The sequence below is a fragment of the Streptococcus sp. IMAU 99161 genome (assembly GCF_014435245.1).
Lineage (GTDB): Bacteria > Bacillota > Bacilli > Lactobacillales > Streptococcaceae > Streptococcus > Streptococcus lactarius.
The window spans coordinates 173602-195578 of sequence record NZ_JAAPAW010000004.1 but is presented as its reverse complement, the minus strand read 5'-3'; the positions used below and the strand labels follow the sequence as shown (position 1 = coordinate 195578).

Annotated in this window: 22 protein-coding genes and 1 pseudogene; 7 read left to right on the top strand and 16 right to left on the bottom strand. The window is 38.7% G+C overall.

All coding sequences use genetic code 11. The features are described 5' to 3' along the window. Nucleotides 1-11: 11 nt before the first annotated feature. Together HA044_RS02210 and HA044_RS02205 are read right to left on the bottom strand one after the other, a co-directional pair. Nucleotides 12-776: a nucleoside phosphorylase gene (locus HA044_RS02210; RefSeq protein WP_187538860.1), complete on the bottom strand. Its 765-nt coding sequence runs from the start codon at nucleotides 774-776 to the stop codon at nucleotides 12-14. Further along, nucleotides 773-1342 (bottom strand): sugar O-acetyltransferase, encoded by a 570-nt coding sequence (locus tag HA044_RS02205; protein WP_187538858.1) that lies wholly within the window; start codon nucleotides 1340-1342, stop codon nucleotides 773-775. The genes HA044_RS02210 and HA044_RS02205 overlap by 4 nt, the downstream gene beginning before the upstream one ends. 376 nt (nucleotides 1343-1718) lie before the next feature. Here HA044_RS02205 and HA044_RS02200 point away from each other — a divergent pair, with 376 nt between their 5' ends. Continuing rightward, nucleotides 1719-3098: a VWA domain-containing protein gene (locus HA044_RS02200; RefSeq protein WP_187538856.1), complete on the top strand. Its 1380-nt coding sequence runs from the start codon at nucleotides 1719-1721 to the stop codon at nucleotides 3096-3098. A 72-nt stretch (nucleotides 3099-3170) separates the two neighbouring features. Here HA044_RS02200 and HA044_RS02195 read toward each other — a convergent pair whose 3' ends face one another. Further along, the gene (locus HA044_RS02195; protein ID WP_187538854.1) at nucleotides 3171-3512 is read right to left on the bottom strand and encodes an antibiotic biosynthesis monooxygenase family protein; all 342 of its coding nucleotides are present in this window, start codon (nucleotides 3510-3512) and stop codon (nucleotides 3171-3173) included. An 81-nt stretch (nucleotides 3513-3593) separates the two neighbouring features. Further along, the gene (locus HA044_RS02190) at nucleotides 3594-5030 is read right to left on the bottom strand and encodes a glycoside hydrolase family 1 protein (RefSeq protein ID WP_187538852.1); all 1437 of its coding nucleotides are present in this window, start codon (nucleotides 5028-5030) and stop codon (nucleotides 3594-3596) included. 107 nt (nucleotides 5031-5137) lie between these two features. Here HA044_RS02190 and HA044_RS02185 point away from each other — a divergent pair, with 107 nt between their 5' ends. The 3 genes from HA044_RS02185 (at nucleotide 5138) to HA044_RS02175 (ending at nucleotide 7567) form a co-directional block, all read left to right on the top strand. After that, nucleotides 5138-6019: an AraC family transcriptional regulator gene (locus tag HA044_RS02185; protein ID WP_187538850.1), complete on the top strand. Its 882-nt coding sequence runs from the start codon at nucleotides 5138-5140 to the stop codon at nucleotides 6017-6019. A 97-nt stretch (nucleotides 6020-6116) separates the two neighbouring features. Next, a complete protein-coding gene (locus HA044_RS02180; RefSeq protein ID WP_187538848.1) occupies nucleotides 6117-6956 on the top strand; it encodes a Cof-type HAD-IIB family hydrolase in 840 nt (279 codons plus the stop codon). Nucleotides 6957-6967: 11 nt separating this feature from the next. Beyond that, the gene (locus HA044_RS02175) at nucleotides 6968-7567 is read left to right on the top strand and encodes a histidine phosphatase family protein (protein ID WP_187538846.1); all 600 of its coding nucleotides are present in this window, start codon (nucleotides 6968-6970) and stop codon (nucleotides 7565-7567) included. Between the two features lie 374 nt (nucleotides 7568-7941). Here the strand turns inward: HA044_RS02175 and celB are convergent, their stop codons facing one another. From celB to HA044_RS02115, 12 genes and pseudogenes are all read right to left on the bottom strand, one after another. Then, the gene (celB, locus tag HA044_RS02170; protein ID WP_187538844.1) at nucleotides 7942-9288 is read right to left on the bottom strand and encodes a PTS cellobiose transporter subunit IIC; all 1347 of its coding nucleotides are present in this window, start codon (nucleotides 9286-9288) and stop codon (nucleotides 7942-7944) included. A gap of 20 nt (nucleotides 9289-9308) precedes the next feature. Next, nucleotides 9309-9815, bottom strand: a complete 507-nt coding sequence (locus HA044_RS02165) for a hypothetical protein (protein ID WP_187538842.1) — start codon at nucleotides 9813-9815, stop codon at nucleotides 9309-9311. A gap of 10 nt (nucleotides 9816-9825) precedes the next feature. Further along, nucleotides 9826-10140 carry a PTS cellobiose transporter subunit IIA gene (locus HA044_RS02160; RefSeq protein ID WP_187538840.1) on the bottom strand — a complete coding sequence of 105 codons (315 nt, stop codon included), beginning with the start codon at nucleotides 10138-10140 and terminating at the stop codon, nucleotides 9826-9828. 12 nt (nucleotides 10141-10152) lie between these two features. Continuing rightward, on the bottom strand, nucleotides 10153-12129 hold the full coding sequence (locus HA044_RS02155) for a transcription antiterminator (RefSeq protein ID WP_187538838.1): 1977 nt from the start codon (nucleotides 12127-12129) through the stop codon (nucleotides 10153-10155). A gap of 43 nt (nucleotides 12130-12172) precedes the next feature. Beyond that, complete coding sequence (locus tag HA044_RS02150) at nucleotides 12173-12487, bottom strand: PTS cellobiose transporter subunit IIB (protein ID WP_187538836.1); 315 nt, start codon at nucleotides 12485-12487, stop codon at nucleotides 12173-12175. Nucleotides 12488-12602: 115 nt separating this feature from the next. Continuing rightward, entirely contained in the window at nucleotides 12603-12842 is a 240-nt protein-coding gene (locus tag HA044_RS02145; protein WP_187538834.1) for a SemiSWEET transporter, read from the bottom strand. Between the two features lie 53 nt (nucleotides 12843-12895). Then, complete coding sequence (locus HA044_RS02140) at nucleotides 12896-14332, bottom strand: 6-phospho-beta-glucosidase (RefSeq protein ID WP_187538832.1); 1437 nt, start codon at nucleotides 14330-14332, stop codon at nucleotides 12896-12898. Between the two features lie 169 nt (nucleotides 14333-14501). Continuing rightward, nucleotides 14502-15539, bottom strand: a pseudogene (locus HA044_RS02135) (zinc-binding dehydrogenase). Between the two features lie 99 nt (nucleotides 15540-15638). Next, entirely contained in the window at nucleotides 15639-16823 is a 1185-nt protein-coding gene (locus tag HA044_RS02130; RefSeq protein WP_187538830.1) for a ryptide export MFS transporter, read from the bottom strand. Between the two features lie 17 nt (nucleotides 16824-16840). Then, nucleotides 16841-18391, bottom strand: coding sequence for an ABC transporter ATP-binding protein (locus HA044_RS02125; RefSeq protein WP_187538828.1), 1551 nt, complete (start codon nucleotides 18389-18391; stop codon nucleotides 16841-16843). A 132-nt stretch (nucleotides 18392-18523) separates the two neighbouring features. After that, entirely contained in the window at nucleotides 18524-19387 is an 864-nt protein-coding gene (locus HA044_RS02120; RefSeq protein WP_187538826.1) for a helix-turn-helix domain-containing protein, read from the bottom strand. A gap of 116 nt (nucleotides 19388-19503) precedes the next feature. Beyond that, nucleotides 19504-20400 (bottom strand): cation diffusion facilitator family transporter, encoded by an 897-nt coding sequence (locus HA044_RS02115; RefSeq protein WP_187538824.1) that lies wholly within the window; start codon nucleotides 20398-20400, stop codon nucleotides 19504-19506. A 133-nt stretch (nucleotides 20401-20533) separates the two neighbouring features. On the opposite strand from HA044_RS02115, the gene HA044_RS02110 reads away from it, so the two are divergent. The 3 genes from HA044_RS02110 to HA044_RS02100 all read left to right on the top strand — a co-directional run bounded on the left by HA044_RS02110 (nucleotide 20534) and on the right by HA044_RS02100 (nucleotide 21963). Beyond that, nucleotides 20534-21073: a TetR/AcrR family transcriptional regulator gene (locus HA044_RS02110; protein ID WP_222935322.1), complete on the top strand. Its 540-nt coding sequence runs from the start codon at nucleotides 20534-20536 to the stop codon at nucleotides 21071-21073. A 15-nt stretch (nucleotides 21074-21088) separates the two neighbouring features. Next, nucleotides 21089-21562 (top strand): HXXEE domain-containing protein, encoded by a 474-nt coding sequence (locus tag HA044_RS02105; protein ID WP_187538820.1) that lies wholly within the window; start codon nucleotides 21089-21091, stop codon nucleotides 21560-21562. Between the two features lie 68 nt (nucleotides 21563-21630). Then, on the top strand, nucleotides 21631-21963 hold the full coding sequence (locus HA044_RS02100) for a glucuronide permease (protein WP_187538818.1): 333 nt from the start codon (nucleotides 21631-21633) through the stop codon (nucleotides 21961-21963). Nucleotides 21964-21977 lie beyond the last annotated feature (14 nt).

Here is a 21977-nt window from a genome sequence, read left to right as displayed (position 1 = left end):
CAGGACAAGACTCACAGAAGATGGACCATCTCTATCGAAAGTCCTAAGGCCTTGTCAAAAGCTTGGGATCCCCAATCACGCTGGTCATAATTTTCCAGATCTGCAAGAGAATCTGCGGTAAAGAGGAGCAAGCCCCAAACCACACGACGAAGCTGGGCTACTGCTGCAAGCGAAGCGCACTCCATCTCTACAACACTACAGCCTTCTTGAATGCGATAGGCCACCTTGTCAGGTGTTTCTCGATAAAAGCCGTCCGTCGACCAGGTCATGACCTCTCGATAAGGAATTTCTTTTCCTTTCAAGACAGTTTCAATGGCGGTCAGCGCTTGACGATCCACTTCCATATAACGAGAAGGTGCCACATAATGGTAACTAGCTCCCTCATCTCGCAAGGCCTTGGTCGGGATTAAAAAAGCATTTTCTTCCATGTCCACCAAGACCCCACAACTACCTGCTGAAATGATCTTCTTCACCCCATAGCCAATCAACCAATCCATGAATTGAGCAGCAGCTGCAGAGCCAACCGGCGCTTGTGCCAAGCAGATTTCCTCTCCTTGGTGTTCCATAACATAGATCGGATAAACTTTGGTAGCTGAGACAAAGCTAGCTACTTGTTTGGCTCCGACGGCTTTGGCAAAGCGATCAATCTCATCCGCCAAGAAAGCATAAAGGCATTTTTCAGGTAGGTGCACAGCAAGCCCCTCATGAGTCGGCATAATGACTGCCTGCGGATTGTCGTCAAACTCTAAAATGGGAATTTCATGCCGATGGATCATTGTTTCTCCTTTTTGATAGGTATTTCTTTGATGACACGGGCTGGGTTTCCTGCAAGAACCACATTGTCTCCAAAAGACTTGGTCACGACTGCACCAGCACCAGCGACCACATTGTCACCTAGCGTCACGCCAGGAAGGATGGTGACCCCTCCTCCTGCCCAGAAATTGTCCCCTATCGTAATCGGAGCTCCGTACTCGAGACCAGAATTGCGCTCATCTGGATCCAGTGGGTGCAAGGGCGTCAAAAATTGGCAATTGGGACCGATCATGGCATTCTTTCCGATGGTAATGGGACAAATATCCAACATGGTCAAATTGTAATTGGCATAGAAATGCTCTCCCAAATGGATGTTGACGCCGTAATCCACAAGAACCTGACGATTTAGATAGAGGTTGTCGCCAGTAGAGCCAAACCACTCTTTGATGATGGTCGCTCCTTTTTTAGGGTCCACCTCTTGGTTAAAGGCTTCCTGCTTCTCCCGAGAGGCTTTGGCCAAAGCTCGTAATTCAGGATCCGAAGGTCTATAATAGTCACCTGCAATCATTTTTTCATATTCACTGGCCATAAGGACACCTCCACTTTATTTTGACTTATTATAGCAAATTCCCCAGGTCTAAATCAAGAACAGAAGAAGATAAAACTGACGAATCAAGATTTGAAAGACCAAACGATTGCCTAACTATCCAAACATAAATAAAGTGACTAACTAGTATTTCTTTGACTTTAAAGAATGGACTCGAGTGCTGTCAGTATGAAGAAGCGACTTATTTCCTCTTATTCATCCTATTTAATAATCTTTCATAAAAATGTATATTTTTGCTTCTATATCTTTTATTAATAATTAGGGCCAAAAAATCCCACAAAAGCTTGATTATTATACCGTTGACAAGTTTATGAAAAATCGGTATGATAGAAAAAGTTTATTAAAAAGGGGACGTATTTTGAAAAAATATACTATTTCACGTAAACAAACTTTAACTTTAGCTTCCGTTGTTTTAGGAACTGTCTTCACAGGAACGACTATCGCTTCTGCTGATGACGTTGCACCTAGCACAACCCAAGCTGCTCCTGCAGCTACTACAGCAGCAAAATCACCTATCACGGCTGCAACAGAAGAAATCAATGCCAAAGCCAATACACCCGTTGTGCCTGCTGATAAAGCAAAAACTGGAGATGTTATCGCTGTAGACGTCAAGAAAACTGGCCCATCTGCTAAAACAGACGGCGCAGACACAACCACTACTTCAACAGCAACCATCAAAACGACTAGCTTAGCCGATCCAAACACACCTGTTGGCACTTCAAAACCAGTGTCATCTACCAAGACAGCTACATCAACCAAAGAAACAGCTGACTACACTGAGACAACAACTGAAATCGTCAATAAAACAACTCTAGTCGAAGTGACAAAAGAAGCCGATGTGGTCAATAAAAAAGAAGTTCAAGGAACATCAGACATCGTCTTTGTCATTGATAAATCGTTCTCAATGGACGATCATATTAATGATACAATGAAAAATGTTGAGACATTCGTCCGTAATTTATCTGCAAAAAATATCCAAGCACGCTTGGGATTGGTTGATTATGAAGACTCAAAGCATACCAACTACCATGATTTTAATGGATCAAAATTCACAAATGATCCAGAAAGCTTTATTTCTGCTTTAAAAGCAATCAAAACCTACGGTGGTTATGAAAATGCTACTGTTCCATTGCACCATATCGCTACTTCAGGGGACTACAACTGGGGGACTGGGGCAAACAACCATCGCTTTGCTTTCTTGATTACAGACGAGGACATTGATCTTACAAAAGATACACCAACCAAAGAAGCAACACTGAAGGCCCTTCAAGATGCAGGTATCTCTTTGACCGTAGTTGGTAAAACACATACATATATTAAAAAAGACTTTGCTCCATTGGTCAATGGGACAAATGGTCTCTACCTAGATATTGACAAAAACTTTGCTGACTTGTTGAACGTTCAATTTGCCAATAAAGTGGTTGAAACTGTACAAAAAGGTCGTGTCTTCAAAGTCCAAACAGATAAGTATGAGTTGATTTCAAAAACTCACCGCGTGGCGAAAGCAAAACCACAAACGCCTAGCATCCAAACACCTGCGAAACCGACTGCCCTAACACCGGCTAAAAATGAGCCTGTTAAAACCGCAGTTTATATCGCACCAGCAGCCCTTTCTCAAAAAGAAGCAAGCCTTCCAAATACAGGAAGCAAGACCTCAACAGCCTTGACAACTATTGGCCTTGGTCTTCTTAGCATGGGTGCTGCCTTTGGTCTCTCTCGTAAAACAAAGAAAGACTAACATGAAAAAGCCTAATCCGTTGATTGGGCTTTTTTCATCATGCAACATTTGATCAATATAAATTTTGTTTGATCAATCCTTTCCTCTAGCGATGAACTGCTTATCCCCTTCTGGGATACCACCTTCATCTTCCATATATCGCTCTACTTCCATGATCAAATCATATTTCTGACGCAAGTCCAAGATTTTCTGCATTGTTGCCGATTGATGGTGGAGATCTAGTGCTTCCTGATTGGCCCATTGGTCAATCAGGAGGACCGTTTCTTTATCCTCTAACGGGAGAAAATAGTCGTATCTGAGATTTCCTTCTTTCCTTCGAATCTCCGCTACAATTCCTTCTTCCAGCATCTCTCTCGCAAATTTTGTTGACGCCCCATCTTTTCCTTTGTAATAAATATTGACTGTTAAAACCATTTTATTTCTCCAATTTCTCTTTTTTCTCTTTTAAAACAAGTCTGAGGATTTTCTCAGACTTGTTGTTTTATAAGGAGCAGATTACTTATATAGAGACTCACCGTTACTTGCAATGACTCCCTTATACCAATCAAAGGACTTCTTTTTATATCTGGCTAAAGTTCCTGTGCCATCATCATTACGGTCTACATAGATAAATCCGTAGCGCTTGCTCATCTCTGCAGTCGACGCAGACACTAGGTCAATACACCCCCAAGTCGTGTAGCCCCAAAGTTCTACACCATCCTCAAGAGCTTCTCCTACCTGTTGCAAGTGCTGTTTCAAATAATCAATGCGGTAATCATCTTCTACTGTTGGGCCATTTGATCCATCCACCAAGACATCTTTAGCACCTAGACCATTTTCTACGATAAAGAGTGGCAATTGATAACGATCATAGAAATCGTTCAATACTAGACGTAGACCAACTGGATCAATTTGCCATCCCCATTCAGAGCTAGCAAGATAAGGGTTGCTCACTCCTCCAAGAAGATTCCCCATACCGGATTCATAGTTTTCTGGATCATGTGCTTGCACCACACTCATATAGTAGGAGAAGGAAATAAAGTCAACCGTATTTTCTGCTAGTAATTTGGCATCACCGTCAGCAAATTCAATGGAAATATTATGTTCACGGAAATAACGATTGATGTAAGCTGGGTATTTCCCACGCGCATGAATATCAGAGAAAAGATAGTTTTGATTTGAAAACTCACGAGTTGCTAAGACATCTTTAGGATTTGGTGTCATTGGGTAAGCTGGCATGGCCAATACCATACAACCAATCTTGAAATCTGGGTTAATTTCATGACCTACTTTCGTCGCCAAGGCTGAAGCAACCAATTCATGGTGAACAGCTTGATAAAGATCTTGTTTTGTCAATTCTTCAGCTGGTGTAGCAATCCCACCACTCATGAAAGGTGCATGAAGTACAGAGTTGATTTCGTTAAAGGTCAACCAATATTTCACCTTGTCTTTGTAGCGGTTAAATACCGTGCGAACATAGCGTTCATAGAAACCAATCAAATCACGATTCACCCAGCCATTATACTGACGAGCCAGATGAAGAGGGGTCTCATAGTGAGAAAGTGTCACCAAAGGTTCGATACCGTATTTCGCCAATTCGTCAAACAAGTTATCGTAAAACTGCAAACCTTCTTCGTTTGGTTCTAGCTCATCCCCATTTGGGAAGATACGTGACCAAGCAATAGAGGTCCGGTAAACCTTAAAGCCCATTTCTGCAAATAGGGCAATGTCTTCCTTGTAACGATGGTAAAAATCAATTCCCTCAAGTTTTAAGTTGTCAGGAGTAGGCTCTTCTGTAATTAGAGGATTGTGGTCTCCAGGTTTAGCTGGAACTCCTCCTTTTGGTGTCACATCCTGAACAGAAAGTCCTTTTCCATCAACATTATAAGCACCTTCGTATTGATTGGCAGCAGTTGCGCCACCCCATAAAAAATCAGTTGGAAATGTAGCCATATTCTTTCTCTTTTCTTTTGTTCTTGCTTATATTATAATAAAGCCAGAAACGACTGTCTTACACTAAACTATCAATTACTGATACTATTCTCACAAAAAGGAAAATCATGCTTAATTTAGGACAACTCCACAAAAATATCCCCTATAAGAACGATCTCACCCCCTACTCCATTACTCGGACCATTATGGAAGACGGTCATCCTGATATTCTCTTTCATTGGCATACCGATATGGAGCTTATCTATGTCCATGATGGCCAAGCGCAATTCCATATTGATTATGACTATTTTAATAGTGAAAAAGGCGATATTATCCTCATCCGTCCCAATTGCCTCCATTCAATCCACCCAATTGATAGGAATTATCACTTTATGGATGCCATCAATTTCCATCTCGATTTGCTTGGCTATTCCACTTTAGATTACGCCTCTATCAATTATCTCCAGCCTCTCTACAATGGTCAGTTGGACTTTGATCGTGTCATCAAGCCTCATCAAAAGGGCTATACTGAAATCCGAAAACTTCTTATCGAGGCAATGGAAATTGGTTATAATCGTGAAAATTACTTTGAGTTAGAACTAAAAAGCAAGCTCCTATCCCTTCTTGGATTACTCTTCAAACACGGTTATGTTCACTCCAAAGAGCTGACACACGATGCCTATCGGCGAGAGGAAAAGATCCGGACAATCATTGACTATATCAATGCCCATTACCAAGAAGAACTCACGATTGATCACTTGGCATCAATATGCAATTATAGTCCTACCTACTTTATGAATTTCTTTAAGAGAAACCTAGGTGTCAGCTGCATGGATTACCTCATCTCCTACCGGTTACGCAAGGCGACTGAGCTTCTCCAACATTCCAGCCTCTCCATCCTAGAGATTGCATCAGAAATTGGCTTTACAAACCTATCCAACTTTAATCGCCAGTTTAAAAAGGCCTATCATATGACTCCTAGTCACTATCGAGAAGAAAACAGAAGCTAAAGCTTATCTTAGGAAAGTATCATGATGAGATAGGATACTAGTAGAAAGATTGCTTTTTAAAGTGTACAATCAAAACAAGATAGAAAGGAGGTCACTGATGGGTAAGATCATTTTTCTAGATGTAGACGGAACCATTGTTGACTATGATAATCACATACCCGATTCGGCTAGAGAAGCCATTCGAAAAGCACGTGAAAACGGACATCTTGTCTATGTATGTACAGGCCGGAGCAAGGCAGAAATGCCTGACGAGATTTGGAACATTGGTTTTGACGGGATGATTGGAGGAAATGGTTCTTATGTTGAACACAAAGGACAGGTCCTTTTCCATCAACTAATCCCTTATGAAACTGCCAAGCGGGTTGTCGATTGGCTAGAAGCTCGGGGATTAGAGTTTTATCTTGAAAGCAATAACGGAATCTTTGCTAGTCGAAATTTCCGTGAGGTTGCTAGACCAACTTTACGAACCTACGCACTAGGAAAAGGAGCCAGCGAAGAGCAAGTATTACACATGGAAGTAGAAGACGCCATGTACGGCTTGATCTACGGTGGAGACCTCTACCGTGATGACCTCAATAAAATCAGCTTCATCCTACACTCCTACCAAGACCATTTGGATTCTAAAGAGGCTTTTCCAGAACTGAAAGCTGGAACCTGGGGAGGACGTGGAGAAGAGGCACTCTTTGGTGACCTCGGAGTGAAAGATATCAATAAGGCTTATGCTGTAGATCTAATTCTCGACCATCTTGATGCGGATCGAGCGAATACGATTGCTGTTGGTGATGCAAAAGTGGATATCCCTATGCTCCAAGCCTGTCAGATTGGTGTTGCCATGGGGAATGGTGGACCAGAAATTCTTGCCGTTGCCGATCTCATTACAGATGATGTCGGTCAAGACGGTCTCTATAAGGCCTTTGAAAAACTAAATCTACTCTAAGGAGGAATCCTATGACAAAGACTCTCTATCTTATGCGACATGGCCAGACACTCTTTAACAAACGTCATCTAATCCAAGGCTGGTGCGACTCTCCTCTAACGGAGCTCGGTATCTACCAAGCCCAGATTGCTGGTAATTATTTTAAAGAAAATGGCATTCAGTTTGACCAAGCCTTTAGCTCAACTTCGGAACGGGCTTGTGATACATTAGAAATTGCCACAGGTGGGAAAATCCCCTATCAACGAGTCAAAGGTCTCAAAGAATGGAATTTTGGAACTTTTGAAGGGGAAAGTGAAGACCTAAATCCAGCACTACCTTACAAAGACTTTTTCGTTCATTATGGTGGAGAATCTCAACAGGGATTGCAAGATCGCATGAATCAGACGATTTCAGAACTAATGGAAAATGCAAGTGGGGAAACCATTCTCATGGTGTCACATGGAGGCTCCATTGCGAATTTCGCAAGAGCCTGGAAACATTATTGGCAGGTAGACATCACCTCTCGCATGACCAATTGTTGTATCCTCAAGTTTACCTATACAGATCATATTTTTTATTTAGAAGACGTCATTCATCACGATTTCAGTGGCTGGACGGGTGATGAAACTTAGACAAGAAAAAATCATAAACGACCAAGGTTTATGATTTTTTTATTTTTTCTTTCGAATCCGCGATAAGTGAATCGTCAGATACAATTGTTCATCATCTGACACGTGATAATTTCATAAAATATAAATCAATGTTTTTTAGATAGGGGAATAGTTTAGTGTTGTAAAAATCAATAAATCTTGTTACAAACAAACTTTGCAATGATTCCAAAAAATAGGTATAGAGTTTAAAGATATTTAAAATAATTAACAATCTTTTTTTCTTGTCTTTTAAAAAAAGTAGCGAAAGATCGTTATACTAAAAAATCTTTCGCTACAAATTAATTTTTATTTGAACTTCTCACAGTGATTTAGCAAGTTACCAAATCTTCAATTTGTTATGCTTCTTGTTCTTCTTTCACTAATTTCTGATCATATACGCGAATAAATGGGAAGTAAACTAAGAAGGCAGCTACTGCACATACTAGAGCGACTATGACCGCTCGAAGATCTGCTGTTCCTAAGAAAGCTCCTATTCCGACTGGTGTTGGCCATGGAACTTGTGCAATTACAGGCTTAATAAGTTCTAGTGCATTAGCTAAATAGTAAATAGTAGCAGTAACCATTGGAGCCAAAATGAAAGGAATAGCCAAAGCTGGATTATAGATTATTGGTAAACCAAAAATTAAAGGTTCATTAATGTTAAACATTGCTGGCACAATTGACGCGCGCCCAATCGCTTTAAGTTGTTCTGACTTAGCTGCAAATGCGATATATGCACATAGACCAAGAGTTGCTCCAGATCCTCCTGCAATAACAAACATGTTAGAAAACTCTCCGGCTACAGCAAAGTGACCCCCAGCAGCATTTTCTGCCATGTTAGCAAGTGCGATTGGATTTACAAAAGCAAAGATAATATTTGCGCCGTGAATACCTACAATCCAAAGAAGTTGAGTTAATAGATAAATAATCATTAGTCCAATCCATGAGTTGGTCAGATTAGCAACAAAACCAAATGGAATAGCAATAACCTTAAAAATATCTGTTCCCATAGCCACAAGTAAGCCATTAATGAAAATAACAACAAACGCAACTACGAATCCTGGAATCAAAGCGGTAAATCCACGAGAAACACCTTCTGGAACAGCTTCATGCATTTTAATAACCCAATTGCGCTTTACACACATACGATAAATGAGCACTGTCACAATAGCCATAATAATCGCTGTGAAAATACCTGTGGTGCCAAAACGAGTAACTCCATTTCCCATTGCCCAACCATCAGCAACTACAGACCCCTCTTTGAGGCTTGTCACAGCTTTCATCACACCACCATCAAAAATAATTTGTGGAACCGTCATGATAAAAGCCATTAATGCAAGAAGAGCACCGTTAAGGGGATTCATATTCAGTCCTTCTTCTTCTGCATAAATTTTTGTCAATTCGTACGCAAGCGAAAGAACAAAATAAAGAGAAAGCGAACCCATTGTTGCATAGTTAGCAACCATATAAAGTGAGGTGAATTTATCAAATGAGGCGGAGAAGATATCTCCTACAACTGGCCAGAATGAGAAGGCCTGTGGCAAAATACTAAAAACTAAAAACATCGAACCGACGATTGTAAATGGTACCGCTGCCATCCCTGCAGCAGTAATTGCACGAACAACCTTAAACTGAGCTAATTTCCCCATAGGTCCCATTACATGGTTTTCTAAAAAACCAAATAATCCTTTTTGTTGATCCATAATAGATCCTCCTATTTATTTTAAATTTTATCCATATTTTTTTTCATTTGGTACAAATATTTGTACGCTTTGTCAGTATTATTGTAAATCTGTGTAATTCTTCTTAAATTTAACAATAATATACTTAATCCAATACTCAAAATTGTAAAACTAAAAATTTTTGAAGTAAGATTATTTGCTAAGATAGGAAATATATTTGTAAAATTATTTGTCCAAATTAAAATCATTAAAAATAAATTTACATAGGTTTGAACATGTAAATATGACTGGGTGCTTTTTAACATTACTTCTTCTGTACCATACAACTTAAACTGTTCTATACAGGCTTTAACGTTTAAAATGATTAGTACAGATGGAACAATAATTACCCATGATTCATTTGTTAACCCTATCAATACCCAATATATATTTGCAAAGAAGAAAGTTGCTAAACTATAACGTAATAATAGATATCTATTAAACATACTATTTTTTAAAGCAGTTACCTGTCGCTGCTGATGTAGCACTTGTTTTTCTATCCTATCCATAATTTTTTCCTTAGGAGATTTCCTTACGCAATTCCAACATTTCTTTCGCTACTTCAAGTAAAGTCATCGTTGTCATCAGATGATCTTGAGCGTGAACCATAATAATTTCTATCTTAATTTCGATTCCGCTGGCATAATTCTGTAGCAACTTAGTTTGTGCATGATGTGCTTTCAAAATTTCTGCATTGGAAACTTCTAACTTAGATTCTGCTGTATTAAAATCTTTATTTCTCATAGCAGCAAATGCTTCGTGAATCTCTGTACGAGCAGTTCCCGAATGTAAAATAATTTCAAACGCCATCACCTGTAATTCTTCTTGGTTCATAAATATTCCTCATTATAAACTTTCTAATAATGTTATAAAAGTTACAAAGTCTTTACAATGTAGTATTTCCTGCTGAATTTCATTTTTTTCAGTTAGCGTAATGATCTTTTCTGTAACAAGCTTTAGCTCTTCATTACCATATACAGATGGAGATATCATAAAAATAATTTGTACCTGATTACTTACGATATCCCATTCAACCTCTTCTTTACAAATTGCAACAGCTACTTTAGCTTGTTTTCCAACTGCTTGAATAGGGTGAGGGACAGCAACCTTATCACTAAAAACAACTGAACTGAGTTTCTCTCTATCTCTCAAAAAATTTATAAAATCTTTTTTAAACTGTATTGTTTCATCAACAGCTATAGAGTCTATTAATAGTTGTTCGATATCCGCTCTCTTGCCAGTATTTAAAATAAAAAATCTAGACTCAGAAAAAAATAATTCTAATTTTTCTTCGGAAGATTTTCTAACAGCCGGATATGAATGATATGATTTATTACGTTGAATCATATGATCCATAGCATGTTTTATTTCCTCTACCTCATTCAGTTTTAAAAAAACACTTACTTTAAAAACAGGAATCGAAAAAAACAAATTGGATAAATCCACTGCAGAAACAATAAAATCGATATTCTCTAATTTATCCTTAGTTAATTCATAAAAACCAACAACATCGACTACATGAATCCTATGATTAAATTCCGTTTCCAATCTATTTTTCAACATTTGAGCGGCACCAAATCCCGTTGCGCATATTGCTAATACGTTAAATTTTGTATTTTCCTTGTAGCGCTCTAATGCTGCCATAAAATGTAAACTTACATAAGCTACTTCATCATCCGTTAATTTCACATCAGAAAAGAAATTCATATTATTTAAAATTTTCTCTGTTAAATAAAACACATCTTCATACTGGCTCTTAATTTCCTGTAATAAAGGATTCGAGAGTCCCATTTCATTTAACAACCGAACCTTCAGGGTTAATAAATGAGTCACCACTCCTTCAATCAAACGAAAATCCGATGAAAAATGGTAAATATCATCTATCTTCAAACTAGACAGAGAATTTAGTAAATCTTGCTTAATAAACTCCCTACTATCTACATGAAAATTCTCACGTAACATCTGACGTTTTGAAATCAAATGAAGAGTGATATAATCAATTTCCTGATCAGGAAAAGCTATACCAATCATCTCTTTTACTCTCTTTAAAATCCTAGTAGCTACTATGCGTTCACAAGAGTATTTCTCCAACCTCGTACCAATAGCTGGTACACTAAAGCCTGATTTGACTCTTTGAATTGCTAATGCTATGTGTACAACGAGATTTTGAAGAACAAAATCAGATAGTTTCAAGTTATCTTCTCGACATTCTTCAAGTACAATACGAGTCAACGTTTCAAGATTCAAATTCTGATCTAACACATCCATTTTAATATGACGTTGAACAGTTTTTAAAAATTGACTCCCCAAGTAATAGTTCATGATAAAGCGTCGTTTATCACTCTCTTTGCCTAAAATAAATACGCCTTTATTCGCCCGACTTTCAATCTTTAAGTTATACTCATCAAGCATTTTTCGTATTGCTTTAAAATCATGGGAAAGAGTAGATCGACTAATATACAATTCATCTGCCAAATCATCAAACAAGATCGATTCATGTTCAAAGAGCAACTTATTTAAAATTACCGTATATCGTTCTTCAACATCTGAGTCATTCTGAATCGTATGATTAACTAAATCATACATTTGTATAAAAGACTGCTTTTTATTTTGATCTCTAAACAACAATTTGTATCCATGACCTTGTTTAGAACAAAGATTAACTCCTTCGATAAATTCAAGTTCTGTGGAAATACATTTTAAGTGATTACGAATAGTTCTATCTGAACAAGACAAGTGTGCAGCTAATTTTTTACTCGTTACAAAATTCTCTTTTTCTTCTACGAGAATTTGTAAGATTTTCTTTTCTTTATTACTAAACACTTACTTCTCCCCCTACTACTTTTTCATCACTTTCCATTATACTCTAGATATTGTCGACAATCAGAGTAGCCATTTTTTCAATTCCCATCGAAATTGGAATATAAGCTTGTGGAGGAATTTGAACTACTGGTTTGCCTACTTTATTTCCAGCTTCTTCAAATTGTTTAAAATACATTTTTGTTTGAGGGCTCACGAGATATAAGTCAAACTCTGCACCTCCAATTGCTTTTGTTCCTTCAGTTGCACTAATAGCATCGACTACTATTTCTTTCCCCTGATTGTTTAAGAACTCAGTAGTTTTCTTTGCCATAAGAGATGATGACATTCCTGCTGCACAGATAATTAGGGCTTTTTTCATAAGGCATTTCTCCTTTATTTTTGATATCCATTATAGATATTCTTTATATTTCAATTATAAAATAAAGCGCTTACAATCTCCATTTCTGTTTTTTCCTCAACGATAAGGAAAAACTTTATTTATACTTCAATTTATATACTAAAATAATACCAGATAAAAGGAATGAAATACTGTTAGCCAAAATTAAAGGTAGGTCGCCAATGTGAATTCCATGAACAAGCCATAATGCTATTCCAACAACCTGCATAACATACATACCTAAGGCAATTGATTCAGTATCTTTTGTTTTTACTACACGCACGACTTGAGGCAAGAAGGCAAATGTCGTTAAAATTGCTGCAATGCTACCAATCATACTTATTCTCCTATTTGTTAAAGAAACTGGGTAGGGTTCCCAGTTTCTTAGCACTATTCTACAGTTGCACCATTAGATTCAATCACTTCTTTATACCAATTAAATGATTTTTTCGGTGAGCGTTCATAACTTCCCTGTCCATCATCATCTTTATCTACATAGATAAATCCGTAACGTTTCCTCATCTCACCGGTACCAGCTGAAACTAGGTCAATACAGCCCCAAGGTGTATAGCCAATTAAATCAACACCATCTTCTACTACAGCTTTCTTCATTTCACGAATATGGGCACCTAGGTAATCAATTCGATAATCATCATGAACCATGCCATCTGCTTCAACTTGGTCTATAGCACCAAAACCATTTTCAACTATGAATAGTGGCAAATGATAGTGATCTGTAAACCAATTTAATGCATAACGTAAGCCTTCTGGATCAATCTGCCATTCCCATTCAGATGCTTGAACATAATTATTTTTGACCAAATCTTCTGTTTCAAGATAATCAAAATAAGGATTCTTCTCACGATGAGAGTCGATCGCAAAAGACATATAGTAGCTAAACCCAATATAGTCTACTGTTCCTTCAAGTAAATCCACTTTATCTTGATCTGTAAAATCAACTGAAATTCCTTTACGTTCCCAATACTTGAGAATGTGTTCAGGATATTTACCCAAAACGTGTACATCAGCAAAATAATAACGTTTTTGCATAGCCTTCATAGCCATTAAAATATCTTTAGGATTACAAGTTGCAGGATAAATAGGACACATCGCAATCATACAACCAATTTGAAAATCTGGATTGATTTCATGACCGATTTTTACTGCTTTAGCAGAAGCTACTAACTCATAGTGTGCTGCTTGATACATGATAGCTTCTCTGTTATCACCCTCCTCATACACAATACCTGAGTTCGTAAACGGTGCAAAGTCTTCCTGGTAATTGGCCTGATTGTTGATTTCATTAAAGGTCATCCAGTACTTAACTTTATCTTTGTAGCGTTTGAATACAACTTCTGCAAATCGAACAAAGAAATCTATCAATTTCCGATTTTTCCATCCGCCATATTCTGTCACTAAATGATAAGGCATTTCAAAATGAGAAAGTGTAATTACAGGTTCAATACCATATTTTAAGCACTCATCAAAAAGATCATCATAAAATTGCAAACCTTCTTCATTAGGCTCTAACTCATCACCTTTTGGGAAAATACGTGTCCAAGCAATTGATGTTCGGAAGCACTTAAATCCCATTTCAGCAAAGAGCGCTATATCTCCTTTGTAACGATGGTAGAAATCTATAGCTTCATGATTTGGATAATATTTTCCTTCCAAAACACCCTGTGTAATTTCACGTGCTACACCATGGCGACCAGCAGTCATTACATCAGCAACACTGATGCCTTTACCACCTTCTTTCCATCCACCTTCAAGTTGATGGGCCGCTACAGCACCACCCCACAAAAATCCATCTTTAAAAGTAGTCATCTTTTTTCCTCCGTATTTTGATACTTTAATTATAAGCCATACAATAAACTATGAAAATGTATTCTTTTTCCATAATACTACGGAAAAAAGACTATTATTTGTTTCAAATCATTAAATTTAAAAATAGGAAAATAGAGCGAGGAAGTTTCCTCACTCTATTTTTTAAACGTTATTCTATCACAATCATAGCCTTAATGGTCTTGCGTTCATCCATATCTTTATAAGCTTGATCAATCTCATCCAAGCTATAGCTATGGGTGAAGACGCGACCTGGATTGATATCGCCATCAAGAACAGCCTTTAGCAAGAACTGCTTGTCATAGGTGGTAACAGAGGCTGCTCCACCTGCCACGGAAATGTTTTGGGCAAAGGTCGAACCGAGGGCACGGTTATTGTAGTGAGGGACACCGACGAAGCCTAAGCGACCACCATTGTGAAGCACCCCAAGGGCTTGATCGACCGCTGCCGCGGTACCGACACATTCAAGAGCGGCATCCGCTCCTCCACCAAGGATTTCACGGACCTTGGCAATCCCTTCTTCCCCACGCTCTGCTACAACAGCTGTAGCACCAAATTCCAAAGCCATTTGTTGGCGATCTTCGTGGCGGCTCATAAGGACGATGTGCGATGCACCCCGCATCTTAGCTGCGATGACTGCACATTGACCAACGGCTCCGTCCCCTATGACAACTACTTTGTCGCCCCGTTTCACATCAGCTACACGCGCTGCATGGTAGCCCGTCGGCATGACATCTGCTAGCGTCAAGAAGGATTTGAGCATGGCTTCTGTATAATCAGATGGTTGTCCAGGGATTTTGACAAGGGCCCAGTTGGCGTATTCAAAGCGCATGTACTCTGCTTGAACCCCATCAGACCAGTTGGTGCCAATATGGCGGTCACATGTCCCATCATAGCCAGCACGACAGGCATCACACTCCCCGCAGCCATGGGTGAAAGGCGCGATGACAAAGTCTCCCGGTTTGACTGTTGTAATAGCTTCTCCGATTTCTTCCACAATCCCAATGGCTTCGTGACCACTATTTTGGCGTCCCTATTCAATATCTGGATTGCGGTAGCTCCAGAGATCAGAGCCACAGACACAGGTGCGAACGATGCGGAGAATGACATCATCTGGTGCTTCGATGTGTGGACGCTCCACTTCTACTAGACCCACTTGCCCAGCTTTTGTATAGACTGTTTTCTTCATAGGGACGACCTACTTTCTATTGCTTACTGTCTTCTAGTATACACTTTTATCGCCTAATTTATAAGTAGCAGTCCTTCCTAATTCGCCTACTCCCTCTTATCAACCTTTGTTTAACAGAGCTCTTTTACAATATATCAAGGCTGCTTCTAAGAGTGTAGCGATCATTGCCAAATAGAAAACTGTCCGAATCCCGAAATACTCTGTCATAGAACTCATCAAAAAGACGAAAACTGAAAAAGCAAGGGTTGAAATGACTTCAAATACAGAATAGACATGCACTAACTGATTTTCATCAACCGTTTCCTGAAGGAAGACACTTTCGGGGACTTCTTTCAATTGAGACAAGAAGCCGATTCCAGCTGAAAAAAATAAAAATGTTTCTACAGTTGAGAAAAATAGGATACTGCCTGTGACGGCTGCTATTGCGACAAGCGGAAAGAAAATACTTTTCCATTTGTGAGCTAAAAACTTTTCAGAGTAGTTGAAAACAATCATTCCTCCTAAAATGATTCCCAGAGAATAGGCTGTATTGGAGTAGCCCCAGTAGCTTTCAGTCTGTTGCAACACCTCGGTCACAAAAATAAGAATGACAGATGAAACCCAGATTGTATTAGAAAAATTCTCCAATAAATTTGCTTGTACCAATAACTTCAATTGAGGATTTTTCACCACTAAACTCCAACCTTTGACAAGAGTATCCAGATTGGTCTCCGCTTCTAACTGCTCTATTTTAGCCTGAGGGAGAAAGAGCATCATAAAAGTAGAAAGAAGATAAAGGAATAAGACTAGCAACATTGTAGAAAATAGGCCAACCGAAGCGTAAAGGAGTCCTCCCAGTCCCCAACCAATTAATTGAACTCCCTCACCACTCATTGACAAAGCGGCATTTGCCTTTCCCAAATTTGTAGCATAGCGAGGAATCATGGCATAAGATACTGGTGACGCAAAGCCGTCTAAGATTGAAATAGCAATTACAAAAACATACATCCCCACGGCTGGTACGAATTGAAACTTGGTAAACAGGGCAGCGAGAATGGCCACTAAAGCTGTTTTTCCTCCTTGAGTCAAAAATAGAACTCGATTTAAGGGAATTGTTTTGGTCACCAAGGGGACTAAAAAACTCGCCACGAATGCTGACAATCCGATGAGAATCGGAACCATTGAGGTAGCAATTACCGATTTGGTTATAACAAAGATATTTGCAATAAGGGATACCCTAAGAAAAATATCCGCTAAATTTGCAAACAATTGGGAAACTAATAATTTCACAAAGGAACGAGACATCGTATCCCTCCTTTTTATCAATCTTCATGAGATAAATCGATCACTTGATCGTATTGAGCTAGTATCTCATCATCATAATGGTGAATCACCTCCACAAGGGCTTGTGGAAGACGTAGTAGGATCCTTGAAATTTGACGAGCATTCTCTTTGTCCAGATTGGCTTTGACTTCATCTGCTAAAATCAAGTCACTATTGTGGTACAAACTACGAGCAATTTCTATACGTTGCTTTTCCCCACCAGAAAGCTGCTCCCCATATAGAAGATGTTCCTTTAAAAATGCTAAGTTTACTCGATCCAAAACCTGTTCCATCTTTAGTTTGTCTAGGGCCTTCCCAAGGGTGATATTGTCTTCCAGCGACAACCCATCAAAAATATAGGAGTCTTGTAAAATATAGGAAACCGATCGTGCAATCTGCTCCTGTGCTAAAGTCTGACCATCGTAGGTCACACTTCCTGAATCTAGAGATACTTGACCATAAAGAAGGTTCAACAAGGTAGACTTTCCACAGCCACTTGGGCCAATCAGAGCAACTTTCTCTCCTGATTTGATTTCTAAAGATAGTTTTTTAAAGAGCACTTTATCTTCAAACCGCAAAGAAACATGATCTGCAACGATAGGAAAAAGAGGAACCAAAGCTTGGTCATCCATCTGTGAACTTGTATCTTGAAGTAGAAAAGAGTATCGTTCCCTCAGTTGTTCAGTCGACTTGTAAGTATTGATAAAATAGGAAAGTTCATTAAATTGATAGCCGATATTATGGGAAACCAGATAAATTGCAACAAAGCTGGCACCAGACAAGTAATCATAATAGGTCATCACCCCACCAATAATGATTGGAACAACCGAACAAAACGCATCAATACTATTAATAAGGATAGTGTTGATTGTCCGTTGTCGTTCATACCGAATGTCTTGCTCAACTCTTTTTCCCAAAACCTTTTTAAATCGATGAAAAAAGAAATCCCCGGCCCCATAATTTTGAATGACTCTTACACCACCAATTATATTAGTAGTTTGAGAGAGGTAATCCTCATTTGAGAGTGTTTTTTCATCTGAAATACGATCTAATTGTTTACTACCGATACTACTACAGAGAGCAGGAATAGAGTAAAAACAAATAAAAATCCAACCCAACCAAAAATTCGTTGCAAGAGCATAGATCATGGAAACCATTGTAAAGCCAAGAGATGAAATGATAATAACGGCTGGCTCGAGATAAGATGTTTCAAGTTGTTTCACATCGTTTTCAAGATGAGACAGAATCTCCTCTTTTTCACCATTTTTACCATACAAAAAATGGTGAAATAATTTTTCTTTCATGGTCAAGGTAAAATCTGCGACTAACCTTGCATAGTAATACCGTTTCCCAGCCAACCCAACCAGAATAATAAAATTACCGACGATCCCAACGATTAGTGCCATCCATAATTCACTCAGCGCCTTCTTCTCAAAGCTCGCCACAATCATCGATACCAAGGATGGCGTGATAATGGCTTCCAGCCAGGTCACAGCAATGAAACTAAAATAGAGAAGCAAATGTTTTTTAGAAATGAATTTTTTTAACATGGCAGCTAATCCTTTCTACAGAGTCTATTACTGATAACTGTTCCTTATCCCATTTAGTCGGATTCTATGGACTGATTGTAAAAATTATAGCACTTCTTCTTTTGTACTGTATTTTATTCCCATATATGCTCACTAATTATTTTCATTCATCAATTTTTTCAAATGTCTTTCATAAATCGTCGCAATATGCTCGCTCCCTGCCAATTTCATGGCTTCAATACACTTTCTCATTTCGTCGATGGCACTCGTATCTCCTGTCTTTCGATAGCGATAAAAGTTTTGAGCATAGACAAACACGAGACGTTCATACATTTCCGTCTCGATGAAGAAACACTGATTTAATTGTTCCTCAAAATAGCAGGCATCTACCATTTTTTGGCGCTCAATACAAGTAATATACCCATTCAGTAACATGGTTGAAATCATACGTCGATTATTCGGAATCTCTTTGTAGAAATCCGATCTTTTAGACATCTCCCTTGCCAACACCATAAAAACCTCATGATTCAACACATCTAGGGTATTTATAAAAATTAATAACTCATAATAGCCCCAGTGCTCTACGCTGAATAGGTAATCCGTTAAATCCTTTAGGTCGTCTTCTGTATAGTAATCCTCTCCAGATAAATCCTGTAAACGAATTTTTAATAAAATAGTATTGATGTTATGAAACTTTTCCCTTTTGTCTTTCAACCCCATCTGAGAAGCAAGGAGTTTCTTCATTTCATCGATATCATGAGTCGATACAAAAAGCCTGACCTTTGTCAAGAGTTCATTCAGATCATCACGGTGAAAATCATGGACAGCATACATAAATTCATCAATCGGCACATTGATTTCATCTAAGATCAACATAAACTTTGAAATGGTTAAATCTGTCTGCCCCTTTTCAAAGCGAGAGAGTTGAGAGGTTGAAATACCTGCCTTTGCAACATCTTTCAGTCGGATACCTCTGGATTCTCGGAACTGCCTATATAGTTCTCCAAATTTCTTCATTTAGCACCTCTATCAAGCATATATGGGAAAAACTTTTTCTTTTTAGTATTCTAGCATAAATTAACGAAAAAAACAAAACCCCTAGAAAATCTACTTCTCTAGGAGTCGCTTTGTAATTAATGATGGTACTCTTGCTCACTTTCTAATTCCAGCTCTTCGATATTTCGCTTATGAGCACGGTGGGTTGCTAGATCTTCATCCACTTCGATGGTGACATTTTGAAAGCCCCTCTCTTTGAGCAAGCCTCGGATAGACTCTTTACAGACCTCCATATGCTTGACATGCTCCAGACAAACATGGACGATGGCATTCTTTTCCAAGCCATCCATGGTCCAAAGATTGAGCTGGTTAATACTAGCAACGTGGTCCAATTCTGCCAAATCTGCCTTAATCTTCTGGATATTCACCCCTTCCGGCACAGCATCGAGGAAAATCCTGAGCGTAGACCAAAAACGTGGAATGGCTTTTGAAAGAATAAAGAAGGAAATAGCAAGGGACAGGAGCGGATCCAGGATATACCAGTCAGTATATCGGAGAACAATGGCCATCAGGATGACGGCGACCCAACCTAGGATGTCTTCCAAAAAGTGCAGGCTGAGAATAGATTCATTCTTGGTTTGTCCCTTACTAATGACCAGACTTGCTAAGACATTCACACTGATGGCAATGATTCCAAGCCAGAGGAGACCTTCTTCATTGACAGGCTGTGGGTGAAAGAGTTTGACCATATTTTCCAAAATCACCATACCAGACCCTGTCATCAGAATCACAGCGGTCACCATAGCCCCTAAAAGGCTAAAACGCTTGTAGCCCAAGGTGTAATGGCTGTCTTCTTTCCGATTGGAAATGCTCTCTAGAAAAGCCGAGATGCCAATGGCAACCGCATCCCCAAAGTCATGGACCGAATCAGCGAGAACCGCACTGGAACCAAAAATCCCTCCTGCGATAAACTCAACAATGGCAAAGCTGAGATTCAAGAAAAAAGCTAGCCAAACTGCATGTTTTGTCTTCATATTACTTAATCCTTTGATATAATAGATTCATGAACATCTTGTTCATTATCTATTATCCAATACTATCAACAGAAAAGGTAGAAGCAAACTGTTCGCTATGTACATTAATGAACAGTTTGTTCAAATTGTCCATATGAAAGTTACAGATCGTCGCATCACCAAAACTCGAAATGCTATCTATAAAGCTTTTTTACAATTACTTAACCAAAAAGACTATGAGGCCATTACGGTTCAGGAGATTATTGACCTTGCTGATGTAGGGCGCTCGACCTTTTACAGCCATTATGAGAGCAAAGAGTTACTACTGGATGAGCTTTGCCAAAAGCTCTTTCATCACCTCTTTGAGCGTGCTGAACACCTCTCTCCACAAGACTACTTGGCCCATATCTTCCAGCATTTTAAGAAAAATCAAGACCATGTAACCAGTCTTTTGCTCTCCAAAAACGATTATTTTATCCGGCAACTGCGAAAAGAACTGGAACATGACGTCTATCCCATGTTAGCTGACGAACTGATTCAAGCACACCCCAAGATTCCTCACTCCTATCTCAAGCACCTGGTCGTCAGCCACTTCATTGAAACTCTCAGCTGGTGGTTGAAAAAAGGCAAGACTTACACCGAACAAGAAGTCATCCAGTTTTATTTGGAGATACTGAAAGTTGGTTCAAACTAGAAAGAAGTTTTTTTAATGACCCTCACTCAATTTTATTTTCTCTTTCCAGCCTTATTCATGCTTCACGAACTTGAGGAAATCATATGGATGCCATCCTTTGTCAAAATACTATCAGCACAGTTTCCAGATATTCGATTCCTTTCTTATTACACTCCTTTAACTTTCAATGCCATTGTCTTGGAGCAACTTTTACTTCTAATGATAACACTTTATCTTAGTTACCAATTTAACAACTATACCATTTACACAACCATCGTAATCGCTTATATCTATCATGTATTCGGACATCTTATTCAGACAATTGTTATTCGAAAATATGTGCCGGGATTGCTAACTGGCATTTTTACGAGTTTATTTTCTCTATTCTATCTCAAAAATAACGTACCAATCAATCTTTATTGCTACTCTTTTATCACTTTAACCCTTATCATTGTTAATCTTGTGCTTTCATTCATGGTTCTTCATAAGAAGACTTTCAAACTAAGGTGAGTTAAGGTCTTAAGTTCTGAACACTATCACATTACATTTACTTTAATTATCCTAGAAAGAAAACAAATATGCCACTTTGTTACATTGTTAACATTATTACAGCCTTCTTAGCCCTTGCTTTTGCTCTTCTTCATTTCATGGCTAGCCTTTCAGAATTAAGAAAGGGCAAAAACACTTTAGGAAATCGGCTTCTCCTTATCGGAAGTAGCATTGCGACCTTATCTCTCATCCTCTACTGCTTTTTGCCGATTGTCGCACTATTTCTTTGGCTGATTGGCTGTGGGTTGATTTGCTACGGAGCCTATTGGAATGGCAAGCACAAAGAAAACTTCCATCCCGCCCACCATGTCATTCGATTGGGAATTGCTCTGCTAATCACTATTTTATTAGCCCTCATATAAGAAAAGCTCAAGTT

What these genes read in the sequence shown, in the direction of transcription:
- HA044_RS02175 (WP_187538846.1), top strand. Translation starts at nt 6,968, where the DNA reads ATGACAAAGACTCTCTATCTTATGCGACATGGCCAGACACTCTTTAAC.
- HA044_RS02195 (WP_187538854.1), bottom strand. Translation starts at nt 3,512, where the DNA reads ATGGTTTTAACAGTCAATATTTATTACAAAGGAAAAGATGGGGCGTCA.
- celB (WP_187538844.1), bottom strand. Translation starts at nt 9,288, where the DNA reads ATGGATCAACAAAAAGGATTATTTGGTTTTTTAGAAAACCATGTAATG.
- HA044_RS02120 (WP_187538826.1), bottom strand. Translation starts at nt 19,387, where the DNA reads ATGAAGAAATTTGGAGAACTATATAGGCAGTTCCGAGAATCCAGAGGT.
- HA044_RS02210 (WP_187538860.1), bottom strand. Translation starts at nt 776, where the DNA reads ATGATCCATCGGCATGAAATTCCCATTTTAGAGTTTGACGACAATCCG.
- HA044_RS02100 (WP_187538818.1), top strand. Translation starts at nt 21,631, where the DNA reads ATGCCACTTTGTTACATTGTTAACATTATTACAGCCTTCTTAGCCCTT.
- HA044_RS02160 (WP_187538840.1), bottom strand. Translation starts at nt 10,140, where the DNA reads ATGAACCAAGAAGAATTACAGGTGATGGCGTTTGAAATTATTTTACAT.
- HA044_RS02190 (WP_187538852.1), bottom strand. Translation starts at nt 5,030, where the DNA reads ATGGCTACATTTCCAACTGATTTTTTATGGGGTGGCGCAACTGCTGCC.
- HA044_RS02140 (WP_187538832.1), bottom strand. Translation starts at nt 14,332, where the DNA reads ATGACTACTTTTAAAGATGGATTTTTGTGGGGTGGTGCTGTAGCGGCC.
- HA044_RS02150 (WP_187538836.1), bottom strand. Translation starts at nt 12,487, where the DNA reads ATGAAAAAAGCCCTAATTATCTGTGCAGCAGGAATGTCATCATCTCTT.
- HA044_RS02110 (WP_222935322.1), top strand. Translation starts at nt 20,534, where the DNA reads ATGAAAGTTACAGATCGTCGCATCACCAAAACTCGAAATGCTATCTAT.
- HA044_RS02145 (WP_187538834.1), bottom strand. Translation starts at nt 12,842, where the DNA reads ATGATTGGTAGCATTGCAGCAATTTTAACGACATTTGCCTTCTTGCCT.
- HA044_RS02180 (WP_187538848.1), top strand. Translation starts at nt 6,117, where the DNA reads ATGGGTAAGATCATTTTTCTAGATGTAGACGGAACCATTGTTGACTAT.
- HA044_RS02130 (WP_187538830.1), bottom strand. Translation starts at nt 16,823, where the DNA reads ATGTCTCGTTCCTTTGTGAAATTATTAGTTTCCCAATTGTTTGCAAAT.
- HA044_RS02165 (WP_187538842.1), bottom strand. Translation starts at nt 9,815, where the DNA reads ATGGATAGGATAGAAAAACAAGTGCTACATCAGCAGCGACAGGTAACT.
- HA044_RS02105 (WP_187538820.1), top strand. Translation starts at nt 21,089, where the DNA reads ATGACCCTCACTCAATTTTATTTTCTCTTTCCAGCCTTATTCATGCTT.
- HA044_RS02115 (WP_187538824.1), bottom strand. Translation starts at nt 20,400, where the DNA reads ATGAAGACAAAACATGCAGTTTGGCTAGCTTTTTTCTTGAATCTCAGC.
- HA044_RS02125 (WP_187538828.1), bottom strand. Translation starts at nt 18,391, where the DNA reads ATGTTAAAAAAATTCATTTCTAAAAAACATTTGCTTCTCTATTTTAGT.
- HA044_RS02205 (WP_187538858.1), bottom strand. Translation starts at nt 1,342, where the DNA reads ATGGCCAGTGAATATGAAAAAATGATTGCAGGTGACTATTATAGACCT.
- HA044_RS02185 (WP_187538850.1), top strand. Translation starts at nt 5,138, where the DNA reads ATGCTTAATTTAGGACAACTCCACAAAAATATCCCCTATAAGAACGAT.